At 40.2% G+C, this 22,847-nt stretch carries 24 protein-coding genes and 3 tRNA genes; 7 read left to right on the plus strand and 20 right to left on the minus strand.

What is annotated here, in order from left to right; translation table 11 throughout:
- Nucleotides 1-199 precede the first annotated feature (199 nt).
- A complete protein-coding gene (locus ACLRYO_RS04225) occupies nt 200-925 on the plus strand; it encodes a Crp/Fnr family transcriptional regulator (protein ID WP_012864779.1) in 726 nt (241 codons plus the stop codon).
- 156 nt (nt 926-1,081) lie between these two features.
- On the opposite strand, the gene ACLRYO_RS04230 is transcribed toward ACLRYO_RS04225, so the two are convergent.
- The 4 genes from ACLRYO_RS04230 to ACLRYO_RS04245 all read right to left on the minus strand — a co-directional run bounded on the left by ACLRYO_RS04230 (nt 1,082) and on the right by ACLRYO_RS04245 (nt 5,000).
- Entirely contained in the window at nt 1,082-2,845 is a 1,764-nt protein-coding gene (locus tag ACLRYO_RS04230; protein WP_187002367.1) for an LPO_1073/Vpar_1526 family protein, read from the minus strand.
- 9 nt (nt 2,846-2,854) lie between these two features.
- The gene (locus tag ACLRYO_RS04235; RefSeq protein ID WP_008602458.1) at nt 2,855-3,406 is read right to left on the minus strand and encodes a TIGR01440 family protein; all 552 of its coding nucleotides are present in this window, start codon (nt 3,404-3,406) and stop codon (nt 2,855-2,857) included.
- A gap of 171 nt (nt 3,407-3,577) precedes the next feature.
- The gene (locus ACLRYO_RS04240) at nt 3,578-4,138 is read right to left on the minus strand and encodes a Fe-S-containing hydro-lyase (RefSeq protein WP_004695073.1); all 561 of its coding nucleotides are present in this window, start codon (nt 4,136-4,138) and stop codon (nt 3,578-3,580) included.
- A 19-nt stretch (nt 4,139-4,157) separates the two neighbouring features.
- Nucleotides 4,158-5,000 (minus strand): fumarate hydratase, encoded by an 843-nt coding sequence (locus tag ACLRYO_RS04245; protein ID WP_004695072.1) that lies wholly within the window; start codon nt 4,998-5,000, stop codon nt 4,158-4,160.
- A 740-nt stretch (nt 5,001-5,740) separates the two neighbouring features.
- On the opposite strand from ACLRYO_RS04245, the gene ACLRYO_RS04250 reads away from it, so the two are divergent.
- The 4 genes from ACLRYO_RS04250 to ACLRYO_RS04265 all read left to right on the plus strand — a co-directional run bounded on the left by ACLRYO_RS04250 (nt 5,741) and on the right by ACLRYO_RS04265 (nt 6,992).
- Nucleotides 5,741-5,816 (plus strand) — tRNA-Asn (locus ACLRYO_RS04250).
- 4 nt (nt 5,817-5,820) lie between these two features.
- Nucleotides 5,821-5,895: transfer RNA gene (locus tag ACLRYO_RS04255), tRNA-Glu, on the plus strand.
- A 3-nt stretch (nt 5,896-5,898) separates the two neighbouring features.
- Nucleotides 5,899-5,974: transfer RNA gene (locus ACLRYO_RS04260), tRNA-Val, on the plus strand.
- A gap of 109 nt (nt 5,975-6,083) precedes the next feature.
- A complete protein-coding gene (locus ACLRYO_RS04265; protein ID WP_187002369.1) occupies nt 6,084-6,992 on the plus strand; it encodes a hypothetical protein in 909 nt (302 codons plus the stop codon).
- Nucleotides 6,993-7,036: 44 nt separating this feature from the next.
- Here the strand turns inward: ACLRYO_RS04265 and atpC are convergent, their stop codons facing one another.
- The 16 genes from atpC to ACLRYO_RS04345 form a co-directional block, all read right to left on the minus strand.
- Complete coding sequence (gene atpC / locus ACLRYO_RS04270) at nt 7,037-7,444, minus strand: ATP synthase F1 subunit epsilon (RefSeq protein ID WP_187002371.1); 408 nt, start codon at nt 7,442-7,444, stop codon at nt 7,037-7,039.
- Between the two features lie 3 nt (nt 7,445-7,447).
- Complete coding sequence (gene atpD / locus ACLRYO_RS04275) at nt 7,448-8,872, minus strand: F0F1 ATP synthase subunit beta (RefSeq protein WP_105087018.1); 1,425 nt, start codon at nt 8,870-8,872, stop codon at nt 7,448-7,450.
- A gap of 18 nt (nt 8,873-8,890) precedes the next feature.
- Nucleotides 8,891-9,745: an ATP synthase F1 subunit gamma gene (gene atpG / locus ACLRYO_RS04280; RefSeq protein WP_004697537.1), complete on the minus strand. Its 855-nt coding sequence runs from the start codon at nt 9,743-9,745 to the stop codon at nt 8,891-8,893.
- Between the two features lie 3 nt (nt 9,746-9,748).
- Nucleotides 9,749-11,287: a F0F1 ATP synthase subunit alpha gene (gene atpA / locus ACLRYO_RS04285; RefSeq protein ID WP_004697546.1), complete on the minus strand. Its 1,539-nt coding sequence runs from the start codon at nt 11,285-11,287 to the stop codon at nt 9,749-9,751.
- A 16-nt stretch (nt 11,288-11,303) separates the two neighbouring features.
- Nucleotides 11,304-11,855, minus strand: coding sequence for an ATP synthase F1 subunit delta (gene atpH, locus ACLRYO_RS04290; RefSeq protein WP_021148537.1), 552 nt, complete (start codon nt 11,853-11,855; stop codon nt 11,304-11,306).
- 4 nt (nt 11,856-11,859) lie between these two features.
- A complete protein-coding gene (atpF, locus tag ACLRYO_RS04295) occupies nt 11,860-12,357 on the minus strand; it encodes a F0F1 ATP synthase subunit B (protein ID WP_012864787.1) in 498 nt (165 codons plus the stop codon).
- Between the two features lie 18 nt (nt 12,358-12,375).
- A complete protein-coding gene (gene atpE / locus ACLRYO_RS04300) occupies nt 12,376-12,603 on the minus strand; it encodes a F0F1 ATP synthase subunit C (RefSeq protein WP_004695064.1) in 228 nt (75 codons plus the stop codon).
- Between the two features lie 23 nt (nt 12,604-12,626).
- Nucleotides 12,627-13,301, minus strand: coding sequence for a F0F1 ATP synthase subunit A (atpB, locus tag ACLRYO_RS04305; RefSeq protein ID WP_004695063.1), 675 nt, complete (start codon nt 13,299-13,301; stop codon nt 12,627-12,629).
- A 200-nt stretch (nt 13,302-13,501) separates the two neighbouring features.
- Nucleotides 13,502-13,810, minus strand: a complete 309-nt coding sequence (locus tag ACLRYO_RS04310; protein ID WP_278467686.1) for a Tat pathway signal protein — start codon at nt 13,808-13,810, stop codon at nt 13,502-13,504.
- 70 nt (nt 13,811-13,880) lie between these two features.
- On the minus strand, nt 13,881-14,075 hold the full coding sequence (locus ACLRYO_RS04315; RefSeq protein WP_012864790.1) for an AtpZ/AtpI family protein: 195 nt from the start codon (nt 14,073-14,075) through the stop codon (nt 13,881-13,883).
- 1 nt (nt 14,076) lies between these two features.
- A complete protein-coding gene (gene wecB, locus ACLRYO_RS04320; protein ID WP_021148539.1) occupies nt 14,077-15,219 on the minus strand; it encodes a non-hydrolyzing UDP-N-acetylglucosamine 2-epimerase in 1,143 nt (380 codons plus the stop codon).
- A gap of 57 nt (nt 15,220-15,276) precedes the next feature.
- The gene (locus ACLRYO_RS04325) at nt 15,277-16,428 is read right to left on the minus strand and encodes a glycosyltransferase family 4 protein (RefSeq protein WP_156697260.1); all 1,152 of its coding nucleotides are present in this window, start codon (nt 16,426-16,428) and stop codon (nt 15,277-15,279) included.
- 34 nt (nt 16,429-16,462) lie between these two features.
- Nucleotides 16,463-17,821, minus strand: a complete 1,359-nt coding sequence (locus tag ACLRYO_RS04330) for a PFL family protein (protein ID WP_278457196.1) — start codon at nt 17,819-17,821, stop codon at nt 16,463-16,465.
- Nucleotides 17,822-17,830: 9 nt separating this feature from the next.
- Complete coding sequence (locus ACLRYO_RS04335) at nt 17,831-18,106, minus strand: ACT domain-containing protein (protein WP_156697261.1); 276 nt, start codon at nt 18,104-18,106, stop codon at nt 17,831-17,833.
- A gap of 134 nt (nt 18,107-18,240) precedes the next feature.
- Complete coding sequence (locus ACLRYO_RS04340) at nt 18,241-19,878, minus strand: phosphoglucomutase (RefSeq protein WP_278467681.1); 1,638 nt, start codon at nt 19,876-19,878, stop codon at nt 18,241-18,243.
- Between the two features lie 164 nt (nt 19,879-20,042).
- The gene (locus ACLRYO_RS04345; protein WP_156697263.1) at nt 20,043-20,993 is read right to left on the minus strand and encodes a YitT family protein; all 951 of its coding nucleotides are present in this window, start codon (nt 20,991-20,993) and stop codon (nt 20,043-20,045) included.
- Between the two features lie 205 nt (nt 20,994-21,198).
- Here ACLRYO_RS04345 and ispE point away from each other — a divergent pair, with 205 nt between their 5' ends.
- Complete coding sequence (gene ispE / locus ACLRYO_RS04350; protein WP_021148541.1) at nt 21,199-22,095, plus strand: 4-(cytidine 5'-diphospho)-2-C-methyl-D-erythritol kinase; 897 nt, start codon at nt 21,199-21,201, stop codon at nt 22,093-22,095.
- Nucleotides 22,092-22,784, plus strand: a complete 693-nt coding sequence (locus ACLRYO_RS04355) for a GntR family transcriptional regulator (protein WP_004697535.1) — start codon at nt 22,092-22,094, stop codon at nt 22,782-22,784. The genes ispE and ACLRYO_RS04355 overlap by 4 nt, the downstream gene beginning before the upstream one ends.
- Nucleotides 22,785-22,847 lie beyond the last annotated feature (63 nt).

The following is a 22,847-nucleotide window of genomic DNA, read 5'->3' on the forward strand; positions in this document are numbered from 1 at the left end:
TTTATCAGTTGTCTGATTGATTACATTTGAAAGTATAACGTAAAGATGATACAATTTCTGTAGCTTGAGCAACAAATAAAAACTTTTTCAAAAATTTTCCTGACTTCTCTTATGGAACAGGTAGACCATTTAGTCTTATACTTTTATTATACAATAATCATTTTTAATTGCTATAGACTTTATCACACCGGAGGTGCTTATGAAACAAATACTTTCAAACGATATCATTAATCAATATATGCCCACCCTCGTGAAATGTCCTTTATTCAATACATTAGGAGAGCCAGAGCTGCGTAGCTATTTAAATAATGCCAAAGTTATCATCCATAGTTACAAAAAAAATGATTTTATAGCCCTCGCTGGAGATCCTATGGAGGGTATTGGTGTCATCCTTGAAGGCAGCGCTTTACTGACTCGTGAAAATGTAATGGGGCAACGGGTTATTATGGCAAACTTAGAGCAATCAGATATTTTTGGAGAAGCACTACTATTTAGCAAACAGCCTTTATGGCCTGCTACCATTAAAGCAACAAAAGCAACTAAAATTATGTTTATTCCGCTTGAAACCTTTATTAAAACATTACCGGATTGTCATCAATGCCAAACTAAAATCCTATCTAATCTATTAGAGGATTTATCTGAAAAAGCAATTCTATTAACCAGAAAAGTCCATTACCTCACATTAAAAGGGATGCGCGAAAAGATTTTTGCGTACTTAACAGATATTTATAAACGTCAGCATTCTAACACAATTCAATTACCCCACAACCGCGAACAAATGGCTGAGGTTCTCAATGTATCTCGCACAGCCCTTAGCCGTGAACTGGGTCGTCTCCGCGATGAAGGTCTCATTGATATTACAGGGCGCACCGTGACAATTAAAAACATTGAAGACATTGAAGAATTCGGCTTTAACACCTTTTAATACTTAATGGCTATTAAATTTAACAAACTAAAAAGTCTCTCAAGATTATCTTGAGAGACTTTTTTATTACACGACTCATAAAGTATATAACGGTTTTAAGTATATAATAACTATATAATATAATTTTTCAAACTATATAGTGCTTAAAATTGTAAATTAGAACCAATGAGACAAATCAAATTCTTCACCAATGGTTGCTTTCACATGAGCACGACCTAAGTAAAGGCCTAACAATGTTAAGCTAATTTTAGACATTGGCGTGCTATCAAAGACATCAGCTAAGTCCAATAGAACCGGTGAAATATCATCCATGATATCACGCGCCTCTTGGCCCCTGAAAGCAGTAGGTTTGCTCTTCATCAGAGCTAAAAGATCACGTTGAACCATAGCATTAGAAATTCGTGTTTGTCTAAAGAATTGTGGTGCTAAAGACTCATCTACCAAGGCTAATTTATAAAGATTGGAGTTCAAGCTACGCACCACATAACGTGGATCCACACCATGACCATCTGTAGCACGGAAGAGTTCTTCCTTAGAGAAACCACGATAGTTGAATACAAACGGATATGAATTCGACAACACTTGGCATAAAGTGATAGGCTCTTGTTCTTCTTGTGTACAGCGTAAGTAGTCTAGCTGGCGATAGAAGGAATCATTTCGAGGCAAATCAGAGATGAATGGCTCAATATATTTTTCCACATAATGTTGGAAGTGAATCAATCCATAGTTATTAGAATTTCTAGAATATTGTAACAATAATGTTAAGGCCATAACTTGGAAGTGACCTAATGTTAAATGAGGTAATACACGTAATGCATCAAAAGCTACGAGGTATGGCGTACTAGATTTAGGAGATTGAACCACATCTAGAAAAGCACCTAACGCAGCAGACTTCATCCACTCTGTATTTGTAGCGGCATATGCCTTTTGCATACTCATCAACGCTTCTTGAATAACAATATTCTCTAGTAATGCATTCACTTCAACAATTTTTGTAATATTGAGAGCCGCTAAAGCATCTCTTGTAATAGATTCTACATAGTGTTGCGTATCACCATGTAACACCCCAAAGGAATGAACAAATGGTGCTATAGCCAACTCAACGCATTTATCCTCATGCGCCGCTTTTGCCCATTGACCATGCGGTTCCTCCTCTTCAGTTAAACTTGTTGCCGCCAATTGTGCTTCAATTTCAGAAGCATCAAACAAACGCGTTTCATCTAATACCGATGGACCTTCCACGGTTTGTATTTCGTTTGCACCACCTATCATCTGTGTAGCATCTATGCTATCCGCTTCATCAGCTTCAAAGGCTTCCACAGATTCACCCATAGCAATTGTATCTTCAACATTGTTTGCGTTATTGAGAAGTTCATCTGTAACAACATCGAGGACAATAGTTTTATCCACCAACGGAGTAACACCTTGATTGGCTTGATTAGCTTGCTTAAGATCTGATACGGCTGTCATCACAATGGTTTCATCCCCTATTGGTGTTCCATTATCCGAACCTATTGGTGTTCCATTATCCGAACCTAATGCTAACGCATATTCTCCCTCTGAAACATGACTTGAATTAGACTTTAGAGTACTTCTTTTATTATAAGAGGTATCTATAGGATCAACCAGAGGTTCAGCCGGTTCTCGCTCTTCACCGACCACCGTTTCAACTGTATCCGGAATTGATGCAGTATATACATTAGTTCCACTCGTATGTGTGATTGTTACATTGCCCTCTTGCGACTCCGTTGCAAATATAACATCATTATGCGCTTTAGGATTATTTTTATTACTTATGTTTTTATAGGATTTTTCTTTTGCCTTACTTTCACCATCATCACCGCTAAATACAGCATAGCAAACAGCAAAGAATCCCAATGCCACGACGGCTAATACAAAATACGGTATTAGGTTTGACATACTATCCCCCTACATCAATGCTTCATTATATACAGCACGCTCACCGCCAATGCTCTTCGGACGAACACGACAAGCCGTCACATGTGCTTTCCCAATTTCTTTCACACAAAGACGTACAGGCACTGCAACGTGTTTCATGTGCATACCAATGAAAGTATCTCCAATATCGATGCCTACATCAGCTTGAATAAATTCAACCATCACAGGATCATCAAAATATTCGTACGCCATCACAGCCAGGGCACCACCCGCATGACGTTGAGGAACAACATTAACTTCCTCCTCCCATGTCATGGCGCTACGTTCCATAACAAGTGCACGATTAATATGTTCACAACATTGAATAGCCAAGTTAAGTCCTTTAGCCTTAACAGCATTGTATATTTCATCAAATACGACCTGAGCCACATCAAGGTGAGAGTCAGTGCCGATTTTTTTACCTACAATTTCGCTAGTGGAACAGCCAACAACGAATAATTGACCTTCGCGAACCTTTGCTAAATCAAGTAATTCAGCCATCGCGTTGCGAGTTGACTGACGAATAGTTTCTACAGAAGTCATGTTATCGCCTCACTCAAATTGAATGTATAAAATCTATATGTATATTATCATAAAACCGACAGAATCGGTAGACTAAACTCTACACGTAACGGATGAACATCTTATGATTATAGCTTAACAACAAAAAGAGGCTTGCTTTAGCAAGCCTCTTTCAATCACTCAATGGTGATATTAGATTTTTCTGTAAGGTTTTTGGCCTAATTCGTAGAAGTTATTACCTTCAGTATCGCCAACCACGATGCAAGGGAAATCTTCAACAGTCAATTCAGCCAAAGCTTCTGGTCCAAGTTCACCATAAGCAAGTACTTCATATTTTTTGATGGATTTTGCAATCAATGCTGCCGCGCCACCAACTGCTGCGAAGTATGTGCAACCATTTTTCTTCATGGATTCAACTACTTCTGGTTTACGGGAACCTTTACCAATCATGCCTTTGATACCTTGGTCAAGCATTGTTGGTGTGTAAGCATCCATACGACCGGAAGTTGTAGGACCAGCGGAACCAATTGGATCACCAGGTTTTGCAGGTGTTGGTCCAAGATAATAAACGAATTTATTTGTCCAGTCGATTGGTAATTTTTCACCACGCGCTAAAGCTTCAGTCATAACTTTATGAGCAGCGTCACGAGCGGAGTAAATTTTACCAGTGATAAGAACGCTATCACCAACTTTTAATTTGCGGGAAAACTCTTCATTATATTCTTCAGTATTAATGCGAATTGATTCAGCCATTGTTTTTACCTCCTATCGATTAAAGTACTACGTGAGCATGACGAGCAGCATGGCACATGATAGTAACTGCAACAGGAAGACCTGCGATGTGAGTTGCACCCCATTCGATGTTTACACCGATACAAGTTGTAGTGCCACCCAATTGTGGTCCAATACCAGTTTTGTTAACCATTTCCATGATTTCTTCTTCTAATTTTGCATAGTCTGCATCTTTATGAGGTACGCTAATGTCACGAAGCAACGCTTTTTTGGACATAACTGCTGCTTGGTCCATAGTACCGCCAATACCAATGCCGAGTACAATTGGAGGGCATGGGTTAGGACCTGCATGTTTTACGATTTCAAGAACTGCATTTTTAACGCCTTCCACACCATCAGCAGGTACGAGCATAGCTACATCGGATTTATTTTCAGAACCGAAACCTTTTAATTCTACTTGAATATCTACTTTATCGCCAGGAACGATTTCAGTATAGATGATTGCAGGTGTGTTATTTTGTGTATTTTTACGATTGAACAATGGTTCAGCTACAACGGATTTACGAAGATAACCTTCAACATAACCAGCTGCAACACCAGCATTGATAGCTTCTGTAAGATCACCACCAACGAAATGAACATCTTGACCAACTTTTAAGAATACCATAGTCATACCAGTATCTTGGCAGTATGGACGATCTTCAGCATCGGCAATTTCTGCATTTTTAATAATTTGATCAAGAACGATACGACCTACTGAAGACTCTTCTGTTTCACGTCCTTTTTTCAAACCTTCATAGATGTCTTTTGGCAAGTGGTAAGCTGCGTCCATACACATTTGACGGACTGTTTTTGTGATTTCAGATACTTGAATCTCGCGCAAGATAATCCCTCCTCAGGAAAATAGTTGAATATTAATTCTAATACCGATGAGATAAAATAAAATTCTCAAACATATGAAAGAATATCTATCTCAAACCGATGAGATTAACTCTATACATAAATCGTAGCACACAATATAAGGGGATTCAACGCCTTACCTATACAGTTTTCTCAATGCTTTTTCGGTTTTTGAGAATTGTTTTCATGAATATTTTTGTATATATTTCGGTTTTTCAATAGGCTATATAGACCTTATTCTCTAGTCACTAAAATAGCCCTGCATTGTGATAAAAGTCATAGTCTATCATATATCAATAAGATTTTTATATCTTATATTTTTACCTACTTTATTATATATAGATTTGGTTTAAAATGAACCACAAACATAGGCTATATCTAATAAGATAAATACGCTTCTTTCTTAACTGATACTACTTTTCAACTAAATCTTTTAAACTTTTCTATAATGCATATGTATACCGATTATCTTCAATATACTTATATTGCTAACTCCCATGCACTTGAAATCATGCAATCACCTTAGAACACAGTAAATATCTATAGTTATTAAGCTCTATAGATTTTATTAATTTTAATGACTCTCTCATCAAAATTATTGATAACCAATTTTATTTATAAAGTTATGTCTTTTAGTCATAATTAACAGTATCTATTTTATAGTGTTCTAAAAAAAATGCTTGCTTTTATAATTAATCTAACATATAATAACAATCGTACCATTCCTCGATAGCTCAGTCGGTAGAGCAATCGGCTGTTAACCGATCGGTCGTAGGTTCGAGTCCTACTCGAGGAGCCATTCTGGCCCGTTGGTCAAGCGGTTAAGACACCGCCCTTTCACGGCGGTATCCCGGGTTCGATTCCCGGACGGGTCACCACATGGACGATTAGCTCAGCTGGGAGAGCGCCTGCCTTACAAGCAGGATGTCGGCAGTTCGATCCTGTCATCGTCCACCAGACTAAAGAAGCAAGCTGTTAAGCTTGCTTCTTTTTTTTATATATATGATATAATAATATAAATTGTATAATTTGTAATTTTAAAAGAGTTTTATTAAGAGGAGGAATTATGTTACATAACTTCGGACTCTATAAACGTCCACTACTTACAGTACTTGCTGTACTACTCACAACTGCATTTACAACAGCTAGTGCTGCTATGATCGATTTGAGTCAATTAACACCAAATACAACGCAACCTGTGGCTCTTAGCACTATACAAAGTAACACAAGCAATGAGGCTTCTACATTGCCCCCTAAAACAAATATGGAGCCTGTCATAAAAGTAGCTGCAACACCAACAACTACACCAATTTCTGGAGCTTCAGAAAAAGCAACTATTAATGCTACTAGTACAAGTCATGATGGTCACTTGGAAAACTTTCCAAGCCGCAAAGTAACTATTGTTGTACCAGCAAATTTGCGCAATGAAAACACAGCTCAATTTGGTCACTACATGACAGATCGCTTATCAAATACACTTAAATATCCTTACTATGATACAACCATTGTAAGTACTAACACACCAACTGCAGAAATTAAAGCCGCTGATCTTGCTCAAATTGCAGAGGCCCAAAATTCTGAAATTGTTATTATGCCTGTGCCATTACAAGATGTATATGTACAAGTTAATACTATTAACAGCCCAGATCCATACAATAAGGATAATCATGAAATTTATATCGCTGCAAAGGTTAATGCCCTTTTATACTATTATGATGTAAACGATAAGGTAATCCATACTGTTCGTACGGGCTTCAACCAAACTGATGACTCTTTAACTATGCCAACACATAAATCAGTTTGGAACAAAGTTATGACTATATTACTTGATAAATTACCATACAAACGAATTCCAACAGACCGTGACCGTTACCAAGCACCTGGTATTAATTCTGAGGCACCTGTTGTATTAGATTTTCAAGTAGAACAACCTAAGAATACTGCATACTCCTTAAAAGGTGTGAGCGTCTTGTAGATAAATTTATAAAAAAAAGGCTAGCCAGATGGCTAGCCTTTTTCTTATAACATTTTTGTAACATGCAAGCGCAGTAAAGCACGTTGCAATGCTGCTTCCGCTCTTTCTACATCAATATCAGGTGTAAGATTTGATAACCGGCCTTCTGCACGCTCTTTAGCTCGACGAGCACGTTCCACATCAATGGATGTTGGATCTTGACAGTCAGGGGTTACAATACTCACCTTATTATGTTCAATTTCACAGAAGCCACCAAATACAGCATATTCACGAGATGTTCCATCTGGTTGATCAATGCGTAAAGGTGCTAAGTCTAATGCAATAATCATAGGCGCATGATTTGGCAAAATACCAAAACCACCATCGATAGCTTTACCTACAAAGAATGTAGATTGGCCTTCGAATACAATCGCATCAGGTGTAATTATCTGTAGGGTCATAGGTTCCGCCATGGATTATTCCCCCTTCTCTTGCATTTCCTTTGCTTTTTGAACGGCTTCATCTATGGTACCAACCATGTAGAATGCACCTTCTGGCAATTCATCATGTTTACCATCCAAGATTTCTCTGAAGCCTCTCAATGTTTCGGACAATGGCACATATTTACCAGGAGAACCGGTAAATACTTCTGCTACGAAGAATGGTTGACTCAAGAAACGTTGAATCTTACGAGCGCGAGATACAGTGAGTTTATCTTCGTCAGACAATTCTTCCATACCGAGGATTGCGATAATATCTTGAAGATCGCGATATTTTTGCAATACTTCTTGTACGCCACGAGCCACTGCGTAGTGCTCTTCACCAAGTACATGTGGGTCCAAAATACGGCTTGTAGAATCCAGAGGATCCACCGCCGGATAGATACCAAGTTCCGCAATGGAACGAGACAATACTGTTGTCGCATCCAAGTGAGCGAATGTCGCTGCTGGAGCCGGGTCAGTCAAGTCATCGGCAGGTACATATACAGCTTGTACGGAGGTAATAGAACCTTCTTTTGTAGATGTAATACGTTCTTGCAATGCCCCTACGTCATTAGCCAATGTAGGTTGATAACCTACGGCAGATGGCATACGACCTAAGAGGGCGGATACTTCGGAACCCGCTTGGATAAAGCGGAATATGTTATCAATGAACAAGAGCACGTCTTGTTTTTTCACATCACGGAAATATTCAGCCATTGTAAGGCCTGTAAGACCTACGCGCATACGAGCCCCTGGTGGCTCATTCATTTGTCCATATACGAGAGCTGTTTTGTTGATAACGCCGGACTCTTTCATTTCGTTCCACAAGTCGTTACCTTCACGAGTACGTTCGCCTACGCCGGAGAATACGGAATAACCGCCGTGCTCTGTAGCAACATTGTGAATCAACTCCATGATCAATACGGTTTTACCTACACCAGCACCACCGAAGAGGCCAATCTTACCACCTTTTACATATGGAGCGATAAGGTCAACGACCTTAATACCTGTTTCCAAGATTTTTGTGTCTGGAGAAAGGTCATCAAATTTAGGTGCAGGACGGTGAATAGGCCATTTTTCATCAGCCACAACTGGTGCTGGATCATGGTCTACAGTTTCACCAAGTACGTTAAAGATACGACCCAATACACCTTCCCCTACAGGAACGGAAATTGGAGCACCAGTATCTTCTGCTTCCATATTACGTGTCATACCGTCAGTAGAACTCATGGCAACGCAACGAACTGTATCGTCGCCTAAGTGTTGCATAACCTCTACTACGATTTTTTGTCTATCGTGTGCCTTGTGGTCATGGTAGATGTGGATGGCGTTGTAGATAGCTGGTAAATGACCAGCATCAAAGCGCACGTCTACAACTGGGCCGATGACCTGCACAACTTTACCAATATTATTACTCATCGACAGATGTCTCCTTATCTATTGCAAGGCATTAGCGCCACCAACGATTTCAGAAATTTCGTTTGTAATGCTAGATTGACGCAACTTGTTGTATTCAAGGCCTAAGGACTCAATGAGTTCCCCTGCATTATCTGTAGCCGATGTCATGGCCGTCATACGAGCACCCAATTCACTAGCTGCAGATTGTAACAATCCATTATAAACTGTAATTTCTAAGTATTTTGGCAGCAACGCCTCCAAGACGGATACAGCGGACGGCATAAAATCATACTCTTCGCCTTTTACCTCATCTTGTGGTTGCTCTATTGGCAACAAGCGCTCAGCCTGTGCAATTTGCGTCATAGAATTTACAAAACGTGTATAGATCATGATGACTTCGTCTACTTCATGACGTTCATATAGTGAAAGTGCTTCATGCATGATGGCACGCGCATGTTCATAGGACGGTTTATCAGAAAAGCCCGCATAAGACTTATCGATGCGAATACCTCTAGATTTCATGCTATCTCTAGGCTTTCTGCCTGCCGTGATAACACGGTATGTATCAGGAGATTTACCATGTAATTGTTCCATAGCAAATTTCAACACATTAGACGAAAATGCCCCTGCAAGACCTTTATCTGCACCTACTACAATATAGCAAGTGCGCTCTACAGGTCGCACATCTAAGAGAGGACTTTCAAAGCCTTCTAAATCACTATTAGACATATGACGCAAGATTTGCCCTATCTTTTCTGCGTAAGGACGAGTAGCTTCCGCTTTTGTTTGTGCCCTACGAAGACGAGCAGAAGCTACCATCTTCATCGCTTTTGTAATTTGTTGCGTATTGGTAACACTTTTTATGCGTTTTCGCAAATCTTGTGCACTAGCCATACATTACGCCTCCTTACGAGACACTAATGTATGTGTAGAGCCAAATGCTTCAACACATTCTGGGATTGCTTGCTTCAATAGATTTTCAGTTTCTTCGTCAATTTTCTTAGACGTTTCAATGTTAGTGATGATTTCAGGGTAATTTGCTTTTACATAACGTAAAAGTTCAGCTTCAAAGGACAATACATCTGCCACTTGAATATCTGCTAAGTACCCTTTAGTACCAGCGTAAAGGTTGATAACCATTTCCGCTACACTCATAGGCTCATATTGACCTTGTTTTAACATTTCAGTTAAGCGTTCACCACGATCAAGTTGAGCGCGTGTAGCCGCATCAAGGTCGGAACCAAACTGAGCGAAAGCAGCCAACTCACGATATTGAGCAAGGTCCAAACGCAATTGGCCCGCCACTTGCTTCATCGCTTTAGTTTGTGCGCTACCACCTACACGGGATACGGACAAACCTACGTCAACAGCTGGACGAATACCAGAATAGAACATATCTGTTCCCAAGAAAATTTGACCATCAGTAATGGAAATTACGTTTGTTGGAATGTATGCAGATACGTCACCTGCTTGTGTTTCAATGATTGGCAACGCTGTAATAGAACCTCCACCAAGTTCAGATGAAAGTTTCGCAGCCCGCTCTAATAGACGACTGTGTAAGTAGAATACGTCACCTGGATATGCTTCACGCCCTGGTGGACGGCGCAATAATAGGGACATAGCACGATATGCAGCCGCTTGTTTTGTTAAGTCATCATATACGCATAATACGTGTTTACCTTGGTACATAAAGTATTCACCCATGGCAACACCAGCATATGGTGCAATGTATTGAAGAGGTGCACCTGTGGAAGCACTCGCAGAAACTACGATTGTATATTCCATAGCGCCTGCTTCTTCAAGCTTTTGCACTACGCGAGCAACCGTAGATTCTTTTTGACCAATAGCTACATAAATACAAATAACATCTTTGCCTTTTTGGTTCAAAATAGTATCTAAGGCAATCGCAGTTTTACCTGTACCACGGTCACCGATGATAAGCTCACGTTGACCACGGCCGATTGGTACCATCGCATCAATCGCTTTAAGACCTGTTTGCAATGGTTCATTTACGGATTGACGATCCGCAATACCAGGTGCTGGATGTTCGATAGGACGACGTTCTGTAGCTTGAATAGCACCCTTGCCATCAAGAGGTTGACCAAGAGGGTTTACTACGCGACCAATCAAGGCATCTCCGGCAGGAACGTCCATAATTTTGCCAGTACGGCGCACTTGGTCCCCTTCTTTAATCAAGAAGTCATCACCTAATAGTACGGCACCCACATTATCTAATTCTAAGTTCAAAACCAAGCCATATACGCCGTGTGGTAATTCTAGCAACTCACCGGCCATGGCTCTTTCAAGACCATAAATATGGGCGATGCCATCCCCTACGTCGAGAACAGTACCCACATCATCGACATTGAGGTCAACATCATAGTCCTGAATCTGCTGTTTGATTATAGCAGTGATTTCTTCAGGCTTCATTTTCATATATACCCATTCACCCCTATCTAATAGAGTTCGTTCTTAATAAAGATTTTTCTAATTCCTCTAAACGACGAGATACAGAGCCATCAATGCGTTTATCCCCTACTTGGATAATAATACCACCCATAATAGATAGATCTTGACGCACAGATAAAATAACATCTTTCCCTGTTACTTCTCGTAATTTAGCTTGTACAGATGCTTCTACATCAGCTGTGATTGGTTCTGCTACAGTTACAGTAGCTTCCAAAATACCACGAGCCTCTCGTGATTTTTGAATAAACGCTGCAATGGCCTGTGCAATATAACGATGGCGCCCGCGTTTAATCATCACATAGATAAAGTGTAAAGCAACTTTGTCGATACTAGATTCAAAGATGGAACCAACTAACTTAATCTTTGCATCTTCTGTAACGATTGGATTTTCAAGGAATAAACGAAGTTCAGGCTGTTCCGCCATAACGGACGCTACATAACCTAATTGCTCCTCCATGAGTTCCAAAATATTTTGTTCTTGAGCTAATTCAAACATAGCCGAACCATATTTATCTGCTACAATTTCTATGCTCATCGTATCACAACCCTATCGTTTTACTATCAAGTTGACGAATAGCGTCTTCGATCAATTTTGTATTAGTTTCGCTGTTCATATCTTTAGCAACAACTTTACCAGCCATAGCTACAGATAAAGATACCACTTCGTTACGCAAGCTGTTCATAGCACGATCGCGTTCGATGGCAATATCTTGACGAGCACGATTTTTTTCTTGTTCAATTTGCTCGCGAGCTGTTGCCAATTGTTCTCGTGTAGTATTTTCTGCTTCTTGAATTGCTTTTTCAACAATTTGTTGTGCTTCTACACGAGCATTAGAAATTTGAGCTGCATAATCAGCTTTAAACTTTTCTGTCTCTGCACGGGCTTGTTCAGCAGCTTCTAAATCTTTAGCAATTCGTTCTTTACGTTCTGTCATCATAGCCAATAATGGTTTATATGCAAAACGCGCCAATAGCCAAACTAATATAAAAAAGTTCAACATTTGAGCAAGAATCGTTCCAAGGCTTAAGTCAACCAAGGTTATTCCTCCTCGTTATTATCTGAATAACAAAATAAACGCAACTACTACACCGATGATAGGCATCGCTTCGATTAAACCAATCGCAACGAACATAGTAGACATCAATTGACCACGCAATTCAGGTTGGCGTGTAATACCTTCAATTACTTTACTAGATACAAGACCGTCACCGATACCTGCACCAATGGCACCACAACCTACTGCGATCGCTGCTGCTAATGCGAATAAACCTTGAGCTTCCATAATATATCCTCCATATATAATAATTAATGTTCCTCACTAAGAGCCATCCCTAAATAGGATGCTGTAAGAACGGTAAAAATAAAGGCTTGAATAATGCCGATAAACAAACTAAAAGCAATCCACACCCATGGTACAGGTACAAACCAAGGCAACTTGTATAATACTTCTAACAAAATTTCACCAGCTACGATATTGCCGAATAGACGGAAAGCAAGCGTAACAGGTCTAGCGATCTCTTCAAAGATATTAAGTACTAGTAAAGCCTTATAAGGTCGTACAAAATGCTTAAAGTAAGATAAGCCTTTAACTTTAATACCCATAACCCATACTACTAATGTACTACATAAAGCCAATGCAACTGTAGTATTGATATCAGATGTTGGTGATGTTAACGCCTTAAGTGTAGGCATTAAGCCTAATTCATTTCCTACAAAAATAAATAAGAAAAACGTAAATAACAAGGAACTCACCATCGGCCAATGACGACCCAAGTTCGGAGCTAATTGCCCCTCTAAGCCTTCTAATATAGATTCCACTATATTTTGCAAGCCTACAGGCACCAATTTACGTCCTCGGGTGGCTAGTATTGTTATTAATATTACAATAGCCATAGTAACCCATGTAGCAATCAAGGTATCTATATTAAATGTCAACCCCAACCACTGCACGACCTCATGGTGTCCCGCATGTAATACCACGTTCTCAACCCCTTTCATAGATATAATAAAACCTAATATATTTACAATTAATATAAATATAACATATATGTATCATCATACATCGTTATAGATATATAATCAACACTTGAAGGGTAAGCAATTCCAATTAATCATAAATATAATGTATACAATGCATAATTGGAATACCTTTGTTGTTCCTATTTTAGGTCATTTTAGAACTAAAACTGGCAACTGAGCCACCAGTACACAGCATATAATGCAGGCTGAATAAGCGCGATACCTATAAACATGCTAACAGCCTCTACACCGGGAATTTTCAGACCTAAGACCACTAGAGAGCCTACTAACATAAGGCGCCAAATCATCTGTCTACGAGATTTACGTACGGCTTTATAAGGATCTCCTGACACAATAGATTGTCCATGCAAAGCTAGGCTAAGTAAGTAGAGAACCATTATAAAGATGCCCCAAAGCCATCCCCATAGATACTGTTCTAAGCCACATAAAACTTGTATTATACTGCCCAAAAAAGCAATAAAAAAACAAGTCAGCAGCACTCGCACTATGAATTTTATATATTGATTCATACATACCTCACTACTTAACTTGTTTATATAACATATAAAACCCTGTTATAGCTCCTATTAGGCCAAATATGACCATGCAGAGTGGTTCCGTTTGAAGCCAAGTATCCAATTTATAACCTAGCCAAATAAATCCTCCTATACAGGAGACCAGTGTGACCCCCGCTGATGTTGCCATGGCGAGGGCTTTCACAAGATCCTTATCCATATTATTTACCAAATCGTTCAGGACGATTAGGATTGCCTAAGAACTCATGGCGCAACGCTTGGATGATGCGTTCAGATGCTTTACCATCACCATATGGGTTAACAGAGTTAGACATCAACTTATACGCTTCAGCATTGCTCAATAATTCATAAGCGGCTTTATGTACCGCATCTTTATCAGTACCTACAAGGCGAACGGTACCTGCTTCTACTGCTTCAGGACGTTCTGTCGTATCACGCAATACGAGAACTGGCTTACCAAGAGCTGGGGCTTCCTCTTGAATCCCACCTGAATCAGTCAAAATCAAGTAAGATTTAGCCATCAAGTTTGCAAACGGTTCATAGTCAAGAGGATCGATTAATGTAACACGATCCACAGAGCCAAGCTCCTCTTGTACAACTTGGCGAACTTTAGGATTTTTATGTACAGGGAAAACAACTTGAATATCTTCAAATTCATTAATTAAATCGCGAATGGCTTGATATACATGGCGCATAGGTTCACCTAAGTTTTCTCGGCGATGTGTGGTAACAAGAACCGTACGTTTTTTAGGATCAAGAGCATTAATAGCTGCATCATCGAATACATAGTTGTCTTGTACCGTCGTATCAAGAGCATCGATAACAGTATTCCCTGTTACATAAAGATGTTCTGTATTAATATTTTCCTTTTTTAAATTGCTTTCAGAACTAGAAGTAGGCGCAAAGTGATACGTCGCAATAGACCCCGTCAATTTGCGATTCATCTCTTCAGGGAACGGAGAGTAAATATCACCTGTCCGTAATCCTGCTTCCACGTGACCTACAGGAATTTCTTGGTAGAAAGAAGCCAAGGCACCAGCAAAGGTAGTTGTAGTATCACCATGAACGAGTACCACATCAGGTTTTGCTTCTTCTAATACATCTTTAAGGCCCATCAAAGCACGATTAGTTACATCATATAGTGTTTGACCTTGGCTCATAATATTTAAATCATAGTCTGGGGTAATATTAAACAAGTTTAGTACTTGATCGAGCATATCTCGATGCTGTGCCGTAACGGTTACGATAGGTTCCATATCTGGTGCTGCTTGTAATGCTTTTACAAGAGGAGCCATCTTGATAGCCTCAGGTCTTGTACCAAAGATTGTCATAACTTTTAACATAGTTGCCTCCAACGTAGTAGGATAGAAAAAATGGGGCGCCAAGCGCCCCACAGATGGTTATTCCTTATGAGAATCATCAGTATTCTCCAAGGCTTTAGCCAATTCATCGCGATCAAAGGATATGGTATCATCCGAGTCGCTGCGTTCAATTGTAGGACGTGGTAACGGATGCCCTGCCGCATCACTATGCATGATAACGCCAAGACGTCGTGCAATATAAATACTACACAAGAAAATTACTAATACCAAGGTCGCGCCGACCCAAGCATTAACCTCTGCAACGATAACAGATACACCGCCGAAAAGAGCTGTTACTGCATACATCAACAATACAGCTTGCTTTTGTGTTAATCCTTGTGCCAATAAGCGATGGTGAACATGACCTTTATCGGGTTTAAAGATGGGACGTCCACTGATTTTACGGCGCACAATGGCAAATAAGGTGTCTAAAATAGGCAAGCCTAACACAATGGCAGGTACCACTAGAGCAATCATAGCAGCTGTCTTCACAGCGCCCATAACGGAAATAGCTGCTAATGTATAGCCTAATAACATGGATCCCGTATCACCCATGAATATTTTTGCAGGATTGAAGTTATACCGCAAGAAACCTACAGTCGCACCTGCTAAAGCAAGAGAGATACAAGCAAGATCAGTTTGACCAAGTTGCAATGTCATTGCACAAACAGCGATACATGCGATAAAGGAAATACCTGCAGCCAAGCCATCAAGGCCATCGATGAGGTTTACAATATTTGTAAAACCAACTATCCAGAAAATAGTCAATGGAATAGCCCAATACTTGAGATATACTACACCACCCCAAGGAAGGTTAATGAAATCTACTCGAATATCATAAGCCACCAGGATAGCGGCTGCTATAATTTGGCCCATTAACTTAGTTTTTGGCTCAATTTGTTTAATGTCGTCCCAAATACCAACTAGCACCAAAATGACTGTACCAAGGACAAACCCAAACAATTTATGATCATGCGGAATGGAATCGTTAAAAAGAACCGATCCCACATAACCGAGAAAGATTGCTAATCCACCAAGTCGTGGAATCGCACCATGATGCACCTTTCGAGCATCAGGCTTATCTATTGCCCCAACAGCAACGGCAAAGCGTTTTACCAATGGGGTAAGTGCAAAGGTTATGATGAGCGCTACTGCAAAGGCCCACACATAATCGAGCACATATTCACTCATAAGACACCTCCAACAAGTAGGTTGTAAAAACGGATTAGTTCGTTAAGCTACGAATAGGAGCAGGAATTCTGCCACCGCGGGCAATGAACTCGGCTGCACTATATGGACTCACTTCGATAATAGGAGCATAACCTAATAATCCACCAAATTCAACAACCTCTCCAACAGTCTTACCAGGTACAGGAATTACACGAACCGCAGTTGTCTTATTATTAATCATACCAATTGCTGATTCATCTGCAATGATAGCAGAAATGGTATCAGCAGTAGTGTCTCCAGGAATAGCAATCATATCAAGCCCTACAGAACAAACACATGTCATGGCCTCTAATTTATCAAGTGTCAAACTGCCACAGGATACAGCATCAATCATGCCTGCATCTTCCGAGACAGGAATGAATGCACCACTAAGACCACCTACGTGAGAGGAAGCCATAAGACCACCTTTTTTCACCGCATCATTAAGTAATGCTAGTGCCGCTGTAGTGCCATGACAACCACAAGAGGACAAGCCCATTTCTTCAAGAACATGAGCTACAGAGTCACCTACAGCTGGCGTTGGCGCCAAAGATAAATCAATAATACCAAATGGTTTACCTAGGCGGCGAGATGCCTCTTGCGCTACCAATTGACCTACGCGCGTGATTTTAAAAGCAGTACGTTTAATCGTTTCTGCTACAACGTCAAAGGATTGACCTCGAACAGATTCAAGCGCATGTTTTACAACGCCCGGGCCAGATACACCTACAGAAATAGCACTATCCCCTTCTGTTACCCCGAAGAAAGCACCCGCCATAAATGGATTATCCTCTACAGGATTACAGAATATTACGAGCTTAGCACAACCAAGAGCATCATTATCCTTTGTAAGCTCTGCAGTTTTCTTAACGATGATTCCCATGTCTCGCACTGCGTCCATGTTAATACCAGTTTTAGTAGAGCCCACAGCAACAGAGCTACAAACGATATCCGTAGTTGCCAGCGCTTCAGGAATAGAGTCAATCAAAATGCGGTCAGCTCGAGTGGCGCCCTTTGTTACAAGCGCAGAAAAGCCGCCAATAAAATTAACACCTACATTTTTTGCAGCACGATCCATAGCTTCCGCCACAGGAACATAAGATGTTAAATCACTACCCCCTGCAACTAGAGAAATGGGTGTTACAGAAATACGCTTATTGATAATAGGGATGCCGAATTCTCGCTCAATATCTTCCCCTGTAGATACAAGATGTTCTGCCTCTTTTGTAATACGGTCATAAATACGGTCACACAGCTCTTTACCAGAACTAGATGCACATTCTAGCAAGCTAATCCCCATCGTAATAGTACGCACATCAAGCTTGTTATCGTGAATCATCTGATTCGTTTCTAAAATATTGTCGATAGATAACATAAGTGCCTCCTATCCTACGCGGTGCATACTTAAGAAAATATCAGCATGTTGTGCACGGATTTCAACACCTAGTTCTTTACCTTGATTCGTCAAAGCCTCTTGGATAGCTGTAAGATTTTTCATATCTTCAGACTTAGTTTCACACATCATAATCATATTGAAAACGCCATCAAGGATGGTCTGATTTATCGACATAATATTTACACCGTAGTTAGCGAGTACGGTACTAACCCCAGCAATGATACCAACGCGGTCTACGCCGACAACGGTAACAACTAATTTCATAACATCACCTTCTCTAAGCACTACAAGCTATATAGCCAGTATAGGGCATTCAATAAACTATATTAATATATTATAACACATTTATTATTTTTCATGAGTGAAATCTTTATGAGTTTTCTAGTGAAAACAACATGTTACACTTCGTCAGACAAAGCACTTGTTACAATCTCTTCACCAGCAGTTAACAATGCGATAAGACCTTTATCCCCTTTATAGCTTTCACCATAAATTTTATATAAATCTTCAGTGCCAGATGGGCGTGCTACAAACCATCCTGTTTCCGTTTCCACACGAACACCATCGATAGGCATATCTTTATACAGAGAAGTAGTGCGAACATTAGTAATCGCATCACCATCTACTTCGGTAGCCGTAATGGAGCTTGCATTTAATTGTTTCAACTTAACCTTGGCCTCCTTTGTACAAGGCGCATCAATACGACCAAAACGAGGATCGCCACACCCTACAACAAGATTATTATAGAGTCGGTCAACAGTAGCCCCCATAACGGCATACATTTCCATCGCAAGGAGAGCCATTACCATGCCATCTTTATCAGTAGTCCATACGGTACCGTCTTTTTTAAGGAACGATGCACCAGCAGATTCTTCACCGCCAATACCAATCTCACCATCGAATAATAGGGAACTAAAATATTTAAAACCTACTGGAACCTCATAAACAGGAACCTCTTTACTAGCAGCCCATTTATCAATCATAGTGGTACAAACAACGGTTTTACCGACCCCTTTATTTGTCCAACCACGAGTCGTAAACAAATAATCCGCCGCAGTCACAAGAAATGCGTTTGGAGAAGCTAGCCCATGCGGACTAACGATACCATAGCGATCATAATCAGGGTCATTCCCAACAGCGAGATCATAATTACCAATTTGTTTAATTACGTCAGCCATGGCATATTCAGATGAGCAATCCATACGTACCTTACCATCATGGTCATAGGTCATAAAGCTAAAGGTTGGATCATACTCATCATTAATAATATCTAGGTTTAGATTATACCGCTCTTTAATAGCACGCCAATAACCTAGTCCACTACCGCCGAGGGCATTAACGAGGACCTTAGGTTTTGCACTTTGGATTGCCTCCATATTAATGATAGAAGATAGTTCTTCTACATATAGACCTTTATAGTCATATGGAACCTGTTGGTCGGGTTCAATATTGTCGATACTAATACGTTTAAATCCTTCTAATTCACAATATGCGTGAACATATTCATTGGCACGTGTTTCAATCCATTTAGTAATCAACGTATCCGCTGGACCACCATTGGTAGCGTTATACTTAATGCCACCATTATCTGGAGGATTATGAGACGGCGTAATCACGATACCATCCGCCTTATCATCGTGGCTTTCATTATAACGAATAATAGCACGAGATATAGATGGTGTTGGCACGAAATCCATATCGGAATCAACCATTGCCGTTACACCATTGCCAGCAAGGACCTCTAGAACCGTCACAAGGGCTGGCTGAGATAAAGCATGTGTATCTTGACCGACAAAAATCGGACCTGTAGCGCCGAATTGACCACGGCCATCACAAATAGCCTGTGTAATAGCGGCCACATGTAAATCTGTAAACGTACTATTTAAAGATGTACCGCGATGGCCAGATGTGCCAAAGGATACGAGTTGTGTCGGATCTGTAATATCCGGAGTATTATCAAAATATGCATCCACAAGGGTTTGCACATCGATAATATCTTGTTCTTGTACAGGCGTACCTGCTAATTTGTGAGTCATAGAAACCTCTAATCTTATCTTGAGGGCAAGCCCTCTCATTTTACAACCTTGATATTCAATCAATCACATTAAATTATTTTCAAAATGTATGTATCATTCATAAAATATTATATTTACGCATAATTAATATAAGATGACAACAGCCAGAGATTTATCATAATTCTTTATTTTAATTTGTTACAACTATTTTCATCTATTACAACATTATTGTTCGCTTCGGTAGTTATATCTTGTGATTTTAGCTGTTTAGATATTTCCGCAGGAACAATAGGTTGAGTAAAACCTTGACCGATAACCTCTTGGGCATCAGTAATCAAGATAAACACATTTGGGTCCGCTTCTTGAATAACCTCTTTCAATTTATTTACCTGCAGCAAGTTGACTGCAACCATCACAATTTGCTTAGGCGTCCGTGTATAGGCACCAATACCATTAATAATAGTGGCACCACGACCAACCTTATTGATAATACACTCACATACTTCATCGGTGCGATAGGTAATGATAAAAGCAACTTTACGTTGATTAAACCCGATTACCACCTTATTTGTAATAATAGTATACACATACACACTGATAAGAGTTACAGCTACCGCTTCAAGTCCAACAACGCCGACAGCAACTAAGAGGATGGCACAGTTGATAGCGCTATTAATGGACCCCATTTGAAGGCCATAATATTTGCGAACGATAAGTGCAATTGGATCAAGTCCCCCTGTATTACCACCTACACGGTAGACGATACCAAGCCCTAGTCCAGTTGTGATACCTGCCATCATAGAACTGAGTAGTGGATCCTTAATGATCATGTCATATTGCAAGAAACTAAACAGATCAATCATCCACGATAACATGAGCGTACCATACAAGGTATTAAGCACTACGCGTTTACCAAGCCACTTCCAAGCAGCCCAAAATATAGGGACGTTCAAAATAACGTTCCAAGAACCAACGGATAATCCCGTTAGATAATACAAAATCAACCCTACCCCACTAATACCAGTACTAACCAGTTTGTGAGGTAGTACAAAGGCATCTAAACCAGCACCAAAAATTGCACAACCAATAGCAACTATGACACATTGATAGACAACATCTTTATACTTGGCGAACATAGCTCCCTCCAAATTGCCATTTCACTATAAATATTCTATAATGAACTAATTAAAACATACGCTGTTTACAATGCTTTTAATAATCAAACAACAGGTATATACAAAATCATCATAAACCACTTAATGGTTATTTTCAATCACTTTATAACAGTATAAAATAAACATATAAACTGCATATATTTTGTACATTACAAACGAGGCTATTATGAGTAAAAGTTTTGAGCAACTCGGTTGCAGCAAAATTAATATTGGGCTTGCTATTACAGGCAAGCGTGACGATGGATACCACGACATCGATTCTATATTTCAATCGATTCGCCTTAGTGATTCTATTTATTTCGCTAAGCATCATTCCGTAGTATTTTCTGGTGGCGCTCCCGAATTGCCTGACTACATGCAAAAACTCGTAAGCTATGGAGAAGATAATCTCGCGCTCAAAGCGTTACGCGCCATACAGGCCTATACGGGTTGTAAAGCCGGTGCCGCCATCCACCTATTAAAACGCGTTCCTATTCAAGCGGGTCTTGGTGGCGGTAGTGCAGACGCAGCAGCCATGTTATTAGGTCTCAACCGCTTTTGGGACTTACGGCTCACACAAGAGGAACTTTTAAACATTGGTGCCTCACTAGGATCTGATGTGCCGTTCCTACTACAAGGTGGTACAGCTCGCGGAACTGGTCGTGGCGAAGTGTTAACCTATAGCCAATCGCCAGAAGCACATTGGCTATTACTAGTAAAGCCAAAGGTATCTATTTCTACAGCGGTTGCTTATGGTCGCTTCAACGGTAAATCTAATGCCACCACCAAAACAATCGATACCGTTCTGAACCATCTTCAGAATAATGATTTACAATCTGCTTTCACTAGTAGCGCTAATACTTTCGAAGAATTATTATTCCCAGATCACGAAGAACTAGGAATATGTAAGGAGTTTTTCACTAGCCGTGGTTACCCAACCATCATGACAGGAAGCGGTCCTACGATGGTAGTATTACTTAACAAACCTATGGAAGCCTTACAATTACAAGAAGAGATTAAAGCAGCTGGTCATGATTGGCTGTCACTCATTACTAAAACATGTACACAGGAGGACTTAGTATGACAAAACGGTTACAACCTATACGACTCGATGCGTATAAACCACTAAGAGAAGTGGTAAGTGAAACATTGCGTCAAGCCATCCAAGATGGGGTGTTAAAACCTGGGGAGCGCCTCATGGAAATTCCCCTTGCCGAAGAGTTAGGTGTAAGTCGTACCCCCATTCGTGAAGCCATACGTAAACTTGAACTAGAAGGCTTTGTCGTTATGGTTCCTCGTCGCGGTACCTACGTTGCCAACATATCTTTAAAGGATATTACGCAAGTATTTGAAATCCGTTCTGCCCTGGAAGAACTTGCGGCAGGCCTTGCAGCAGAACGCATTACAGAAGAGGAAATCGAAACGCTGGAGAGAATGCTTGTAGAAATCGGCGATCATATGGAAAACAAAAATATGGAATCCGTTGTGGCTGCGGACGTAGAATTCCACGAAGTCCTCTACCGCGCATCTCGTAATGAAAGATTGGCGGATATTGTTCACAATTTGCGAGAACAAACCTACCGCTTCCGTAGTTTTTCTATGAACCAACCAGGTCGTCTTAGAAAAACTTGGGAGGAACATCGTCAATTAGTGGAAGCCATCGCCTCTCACAATGCCGCACAAGCTCGTAAACTAGCTCGAATTCACATGGAACATTCTGAACAAACCTTGTTGCAAGGAATGGAAGAGTCACAAGAATTTACTAAGGCATAAAAAACATCCTACAAAATACTATATAAAGCAAAATCCTTCCTATTTGTGAAGGATTTTTGTTTT

This window comes from Veillonella parvula (assembly GCF_047241225.1).
Taxonomy (GTDB): Bacteria; Bacillota; Negativicutes; order Veillonellales; family Veillonellaceae; genus Veillonella; species Veillonella parvula_O.

Excerpts from the sequence above, each read along its gene's own strand:
- ACLRYO_RS04230 (WP_187002367.1), bottom strand. The coding sequence starts at position 2,845 with ATGTCAAACCTAATACCGTATTTTGTATTAGCCGTCGTGGCATTGGGA.
- ACLRYO_RS04335 (WP_156697261.1), bottom strand. The coding sequence starts at position 18,106 with ATGAAATTAGTTGTTACCGTTGTCGGCGTAGACCGCGTTGGTATCATT.
- atpE (WP_004695064.1), bottom strand. The coding sequence starts at position 12,603 with ATGGAAGCTCAAGGTTTATTCGCATTAGCAGCAGCGATCGCAGTAGGT.
- atpH (WP_021148537.1), bottom strand. The coding sequence starts at position 11,855 with ATGAGCATAGAAATTGTAGCAGATAAATATGGTTCGGCTATGTTTGAA.
- ACLRYO_RS04235 (WP_008602458.1), bottom strand. The coding sequence starts at position 3,406 with ATGACTTCTGTAGAAACTATTCGTCAGTCAACTCGCAACGCGATGGCT.
- atpG (WP_004697537.1), bottom strand. The coding sequence starts at position 9,745 with ATGGCTAGTGCACAAGATTTGCGAAAACGCATAAAAAGTGTTACCAAT.
- ACLRYO_RS04225 (WP_012864779.1), top strand. The coding sequence starts at position 200 with ATGAAACAAATACTTTCAAACGATATCATTAATCAATATATGCCCACC.
- atpA (WP_004697546.1), bottom strand. The coding sequence starts at position 11,287 with ATGAAAATGAAGCCTGAAGAAATCACTGCTATAATCAAACAGCAGATT.
- ACLRYO_RS04330 (WP_278457196.1), bottom strand. The coding sequence starts at position 17,821 with ATGTTATCTATCGACAATATTTTAGAAACGAATCAGATGATTCACGAT.
- atpD (WP_105087018.1), bottom strand. The coding sequence starts at position 8,872 with ATGAGTAATAATATTGGTAAAGTTGTGCAGGTCATCGGCCCAGTTGTA.
- ispE (WP_021148541.1), top strand. The coding sequence starts at position 21,199 with ATGAGTAAAAGTTTTGAGCAACTCGGTTGCAGCAAAATTAATATTGGG.
- ACLRYO_RS04340 (WP_278467681.1), bottom strand. The coding sequence starts at position 19,878 with ATGACTCACAAATTAGCAGGTACGCCTGTACAAGAACAAGATATTATC.
- ACLRYO_RS04345 (WP_156697263.1), bottom strand. The coding sequence starts at position 20,993 with ATGTTCGCCAAGTATAAAGATGTTGTCTATCAATGTGTCATAGTTGCT.
- ACLRYO_RS04355 (WP_004697535.1), top strand. The coding sequence starts at position 22,092 with ATGACAAAACGGTTACAACCTATACGACTCGATGCGTATAAACCACTA.
- ACLRYO_RS04315 (WP_012864790.1), bottom strand. The coding sequence starts at position 14,075 with ATGGATAAGGATCTTGTGAAAGCCCTCGCCATGGCAACATCAGCGGGG.
- ACLRYO_RS04325 (WP_156697260.1), bottom strand. The coding sequence starts at position 16,428 with ATGAGTGAATATGTGCTCGATTATGTGTGGGCCTTTGCAGTAGCGCTC.
- ACLRYO_RS04265 (WP_187002369.1), top strand. The coding sequence starts at position 6,084 with ATGTTACATAACTTCGGACTCTATAAACGTCCACTACTTACAGTACTT.
- atpC (WP_187002371.1), bottom strand. The coding sequence starts at position 7,444 with ATGGCGGAACCTATGACCCTACAGATAATTACACCTGATGCGATTGTA.
- wecB (WP_021148539.1), bottom strand. The coding sequence starts at position 15,219 with ATGTTAAAAGTTATGACAATCTTTGGTACAAGACCTGAGGCTATCAAG.
- ACLRYO_RS04240 (WP_004695073.1), bottom strand. The coding sequence starts at position 4,138 with ATGGCTGAATCAATTCGCATTAATACTGAAGAATATAATGAAGAGTTT.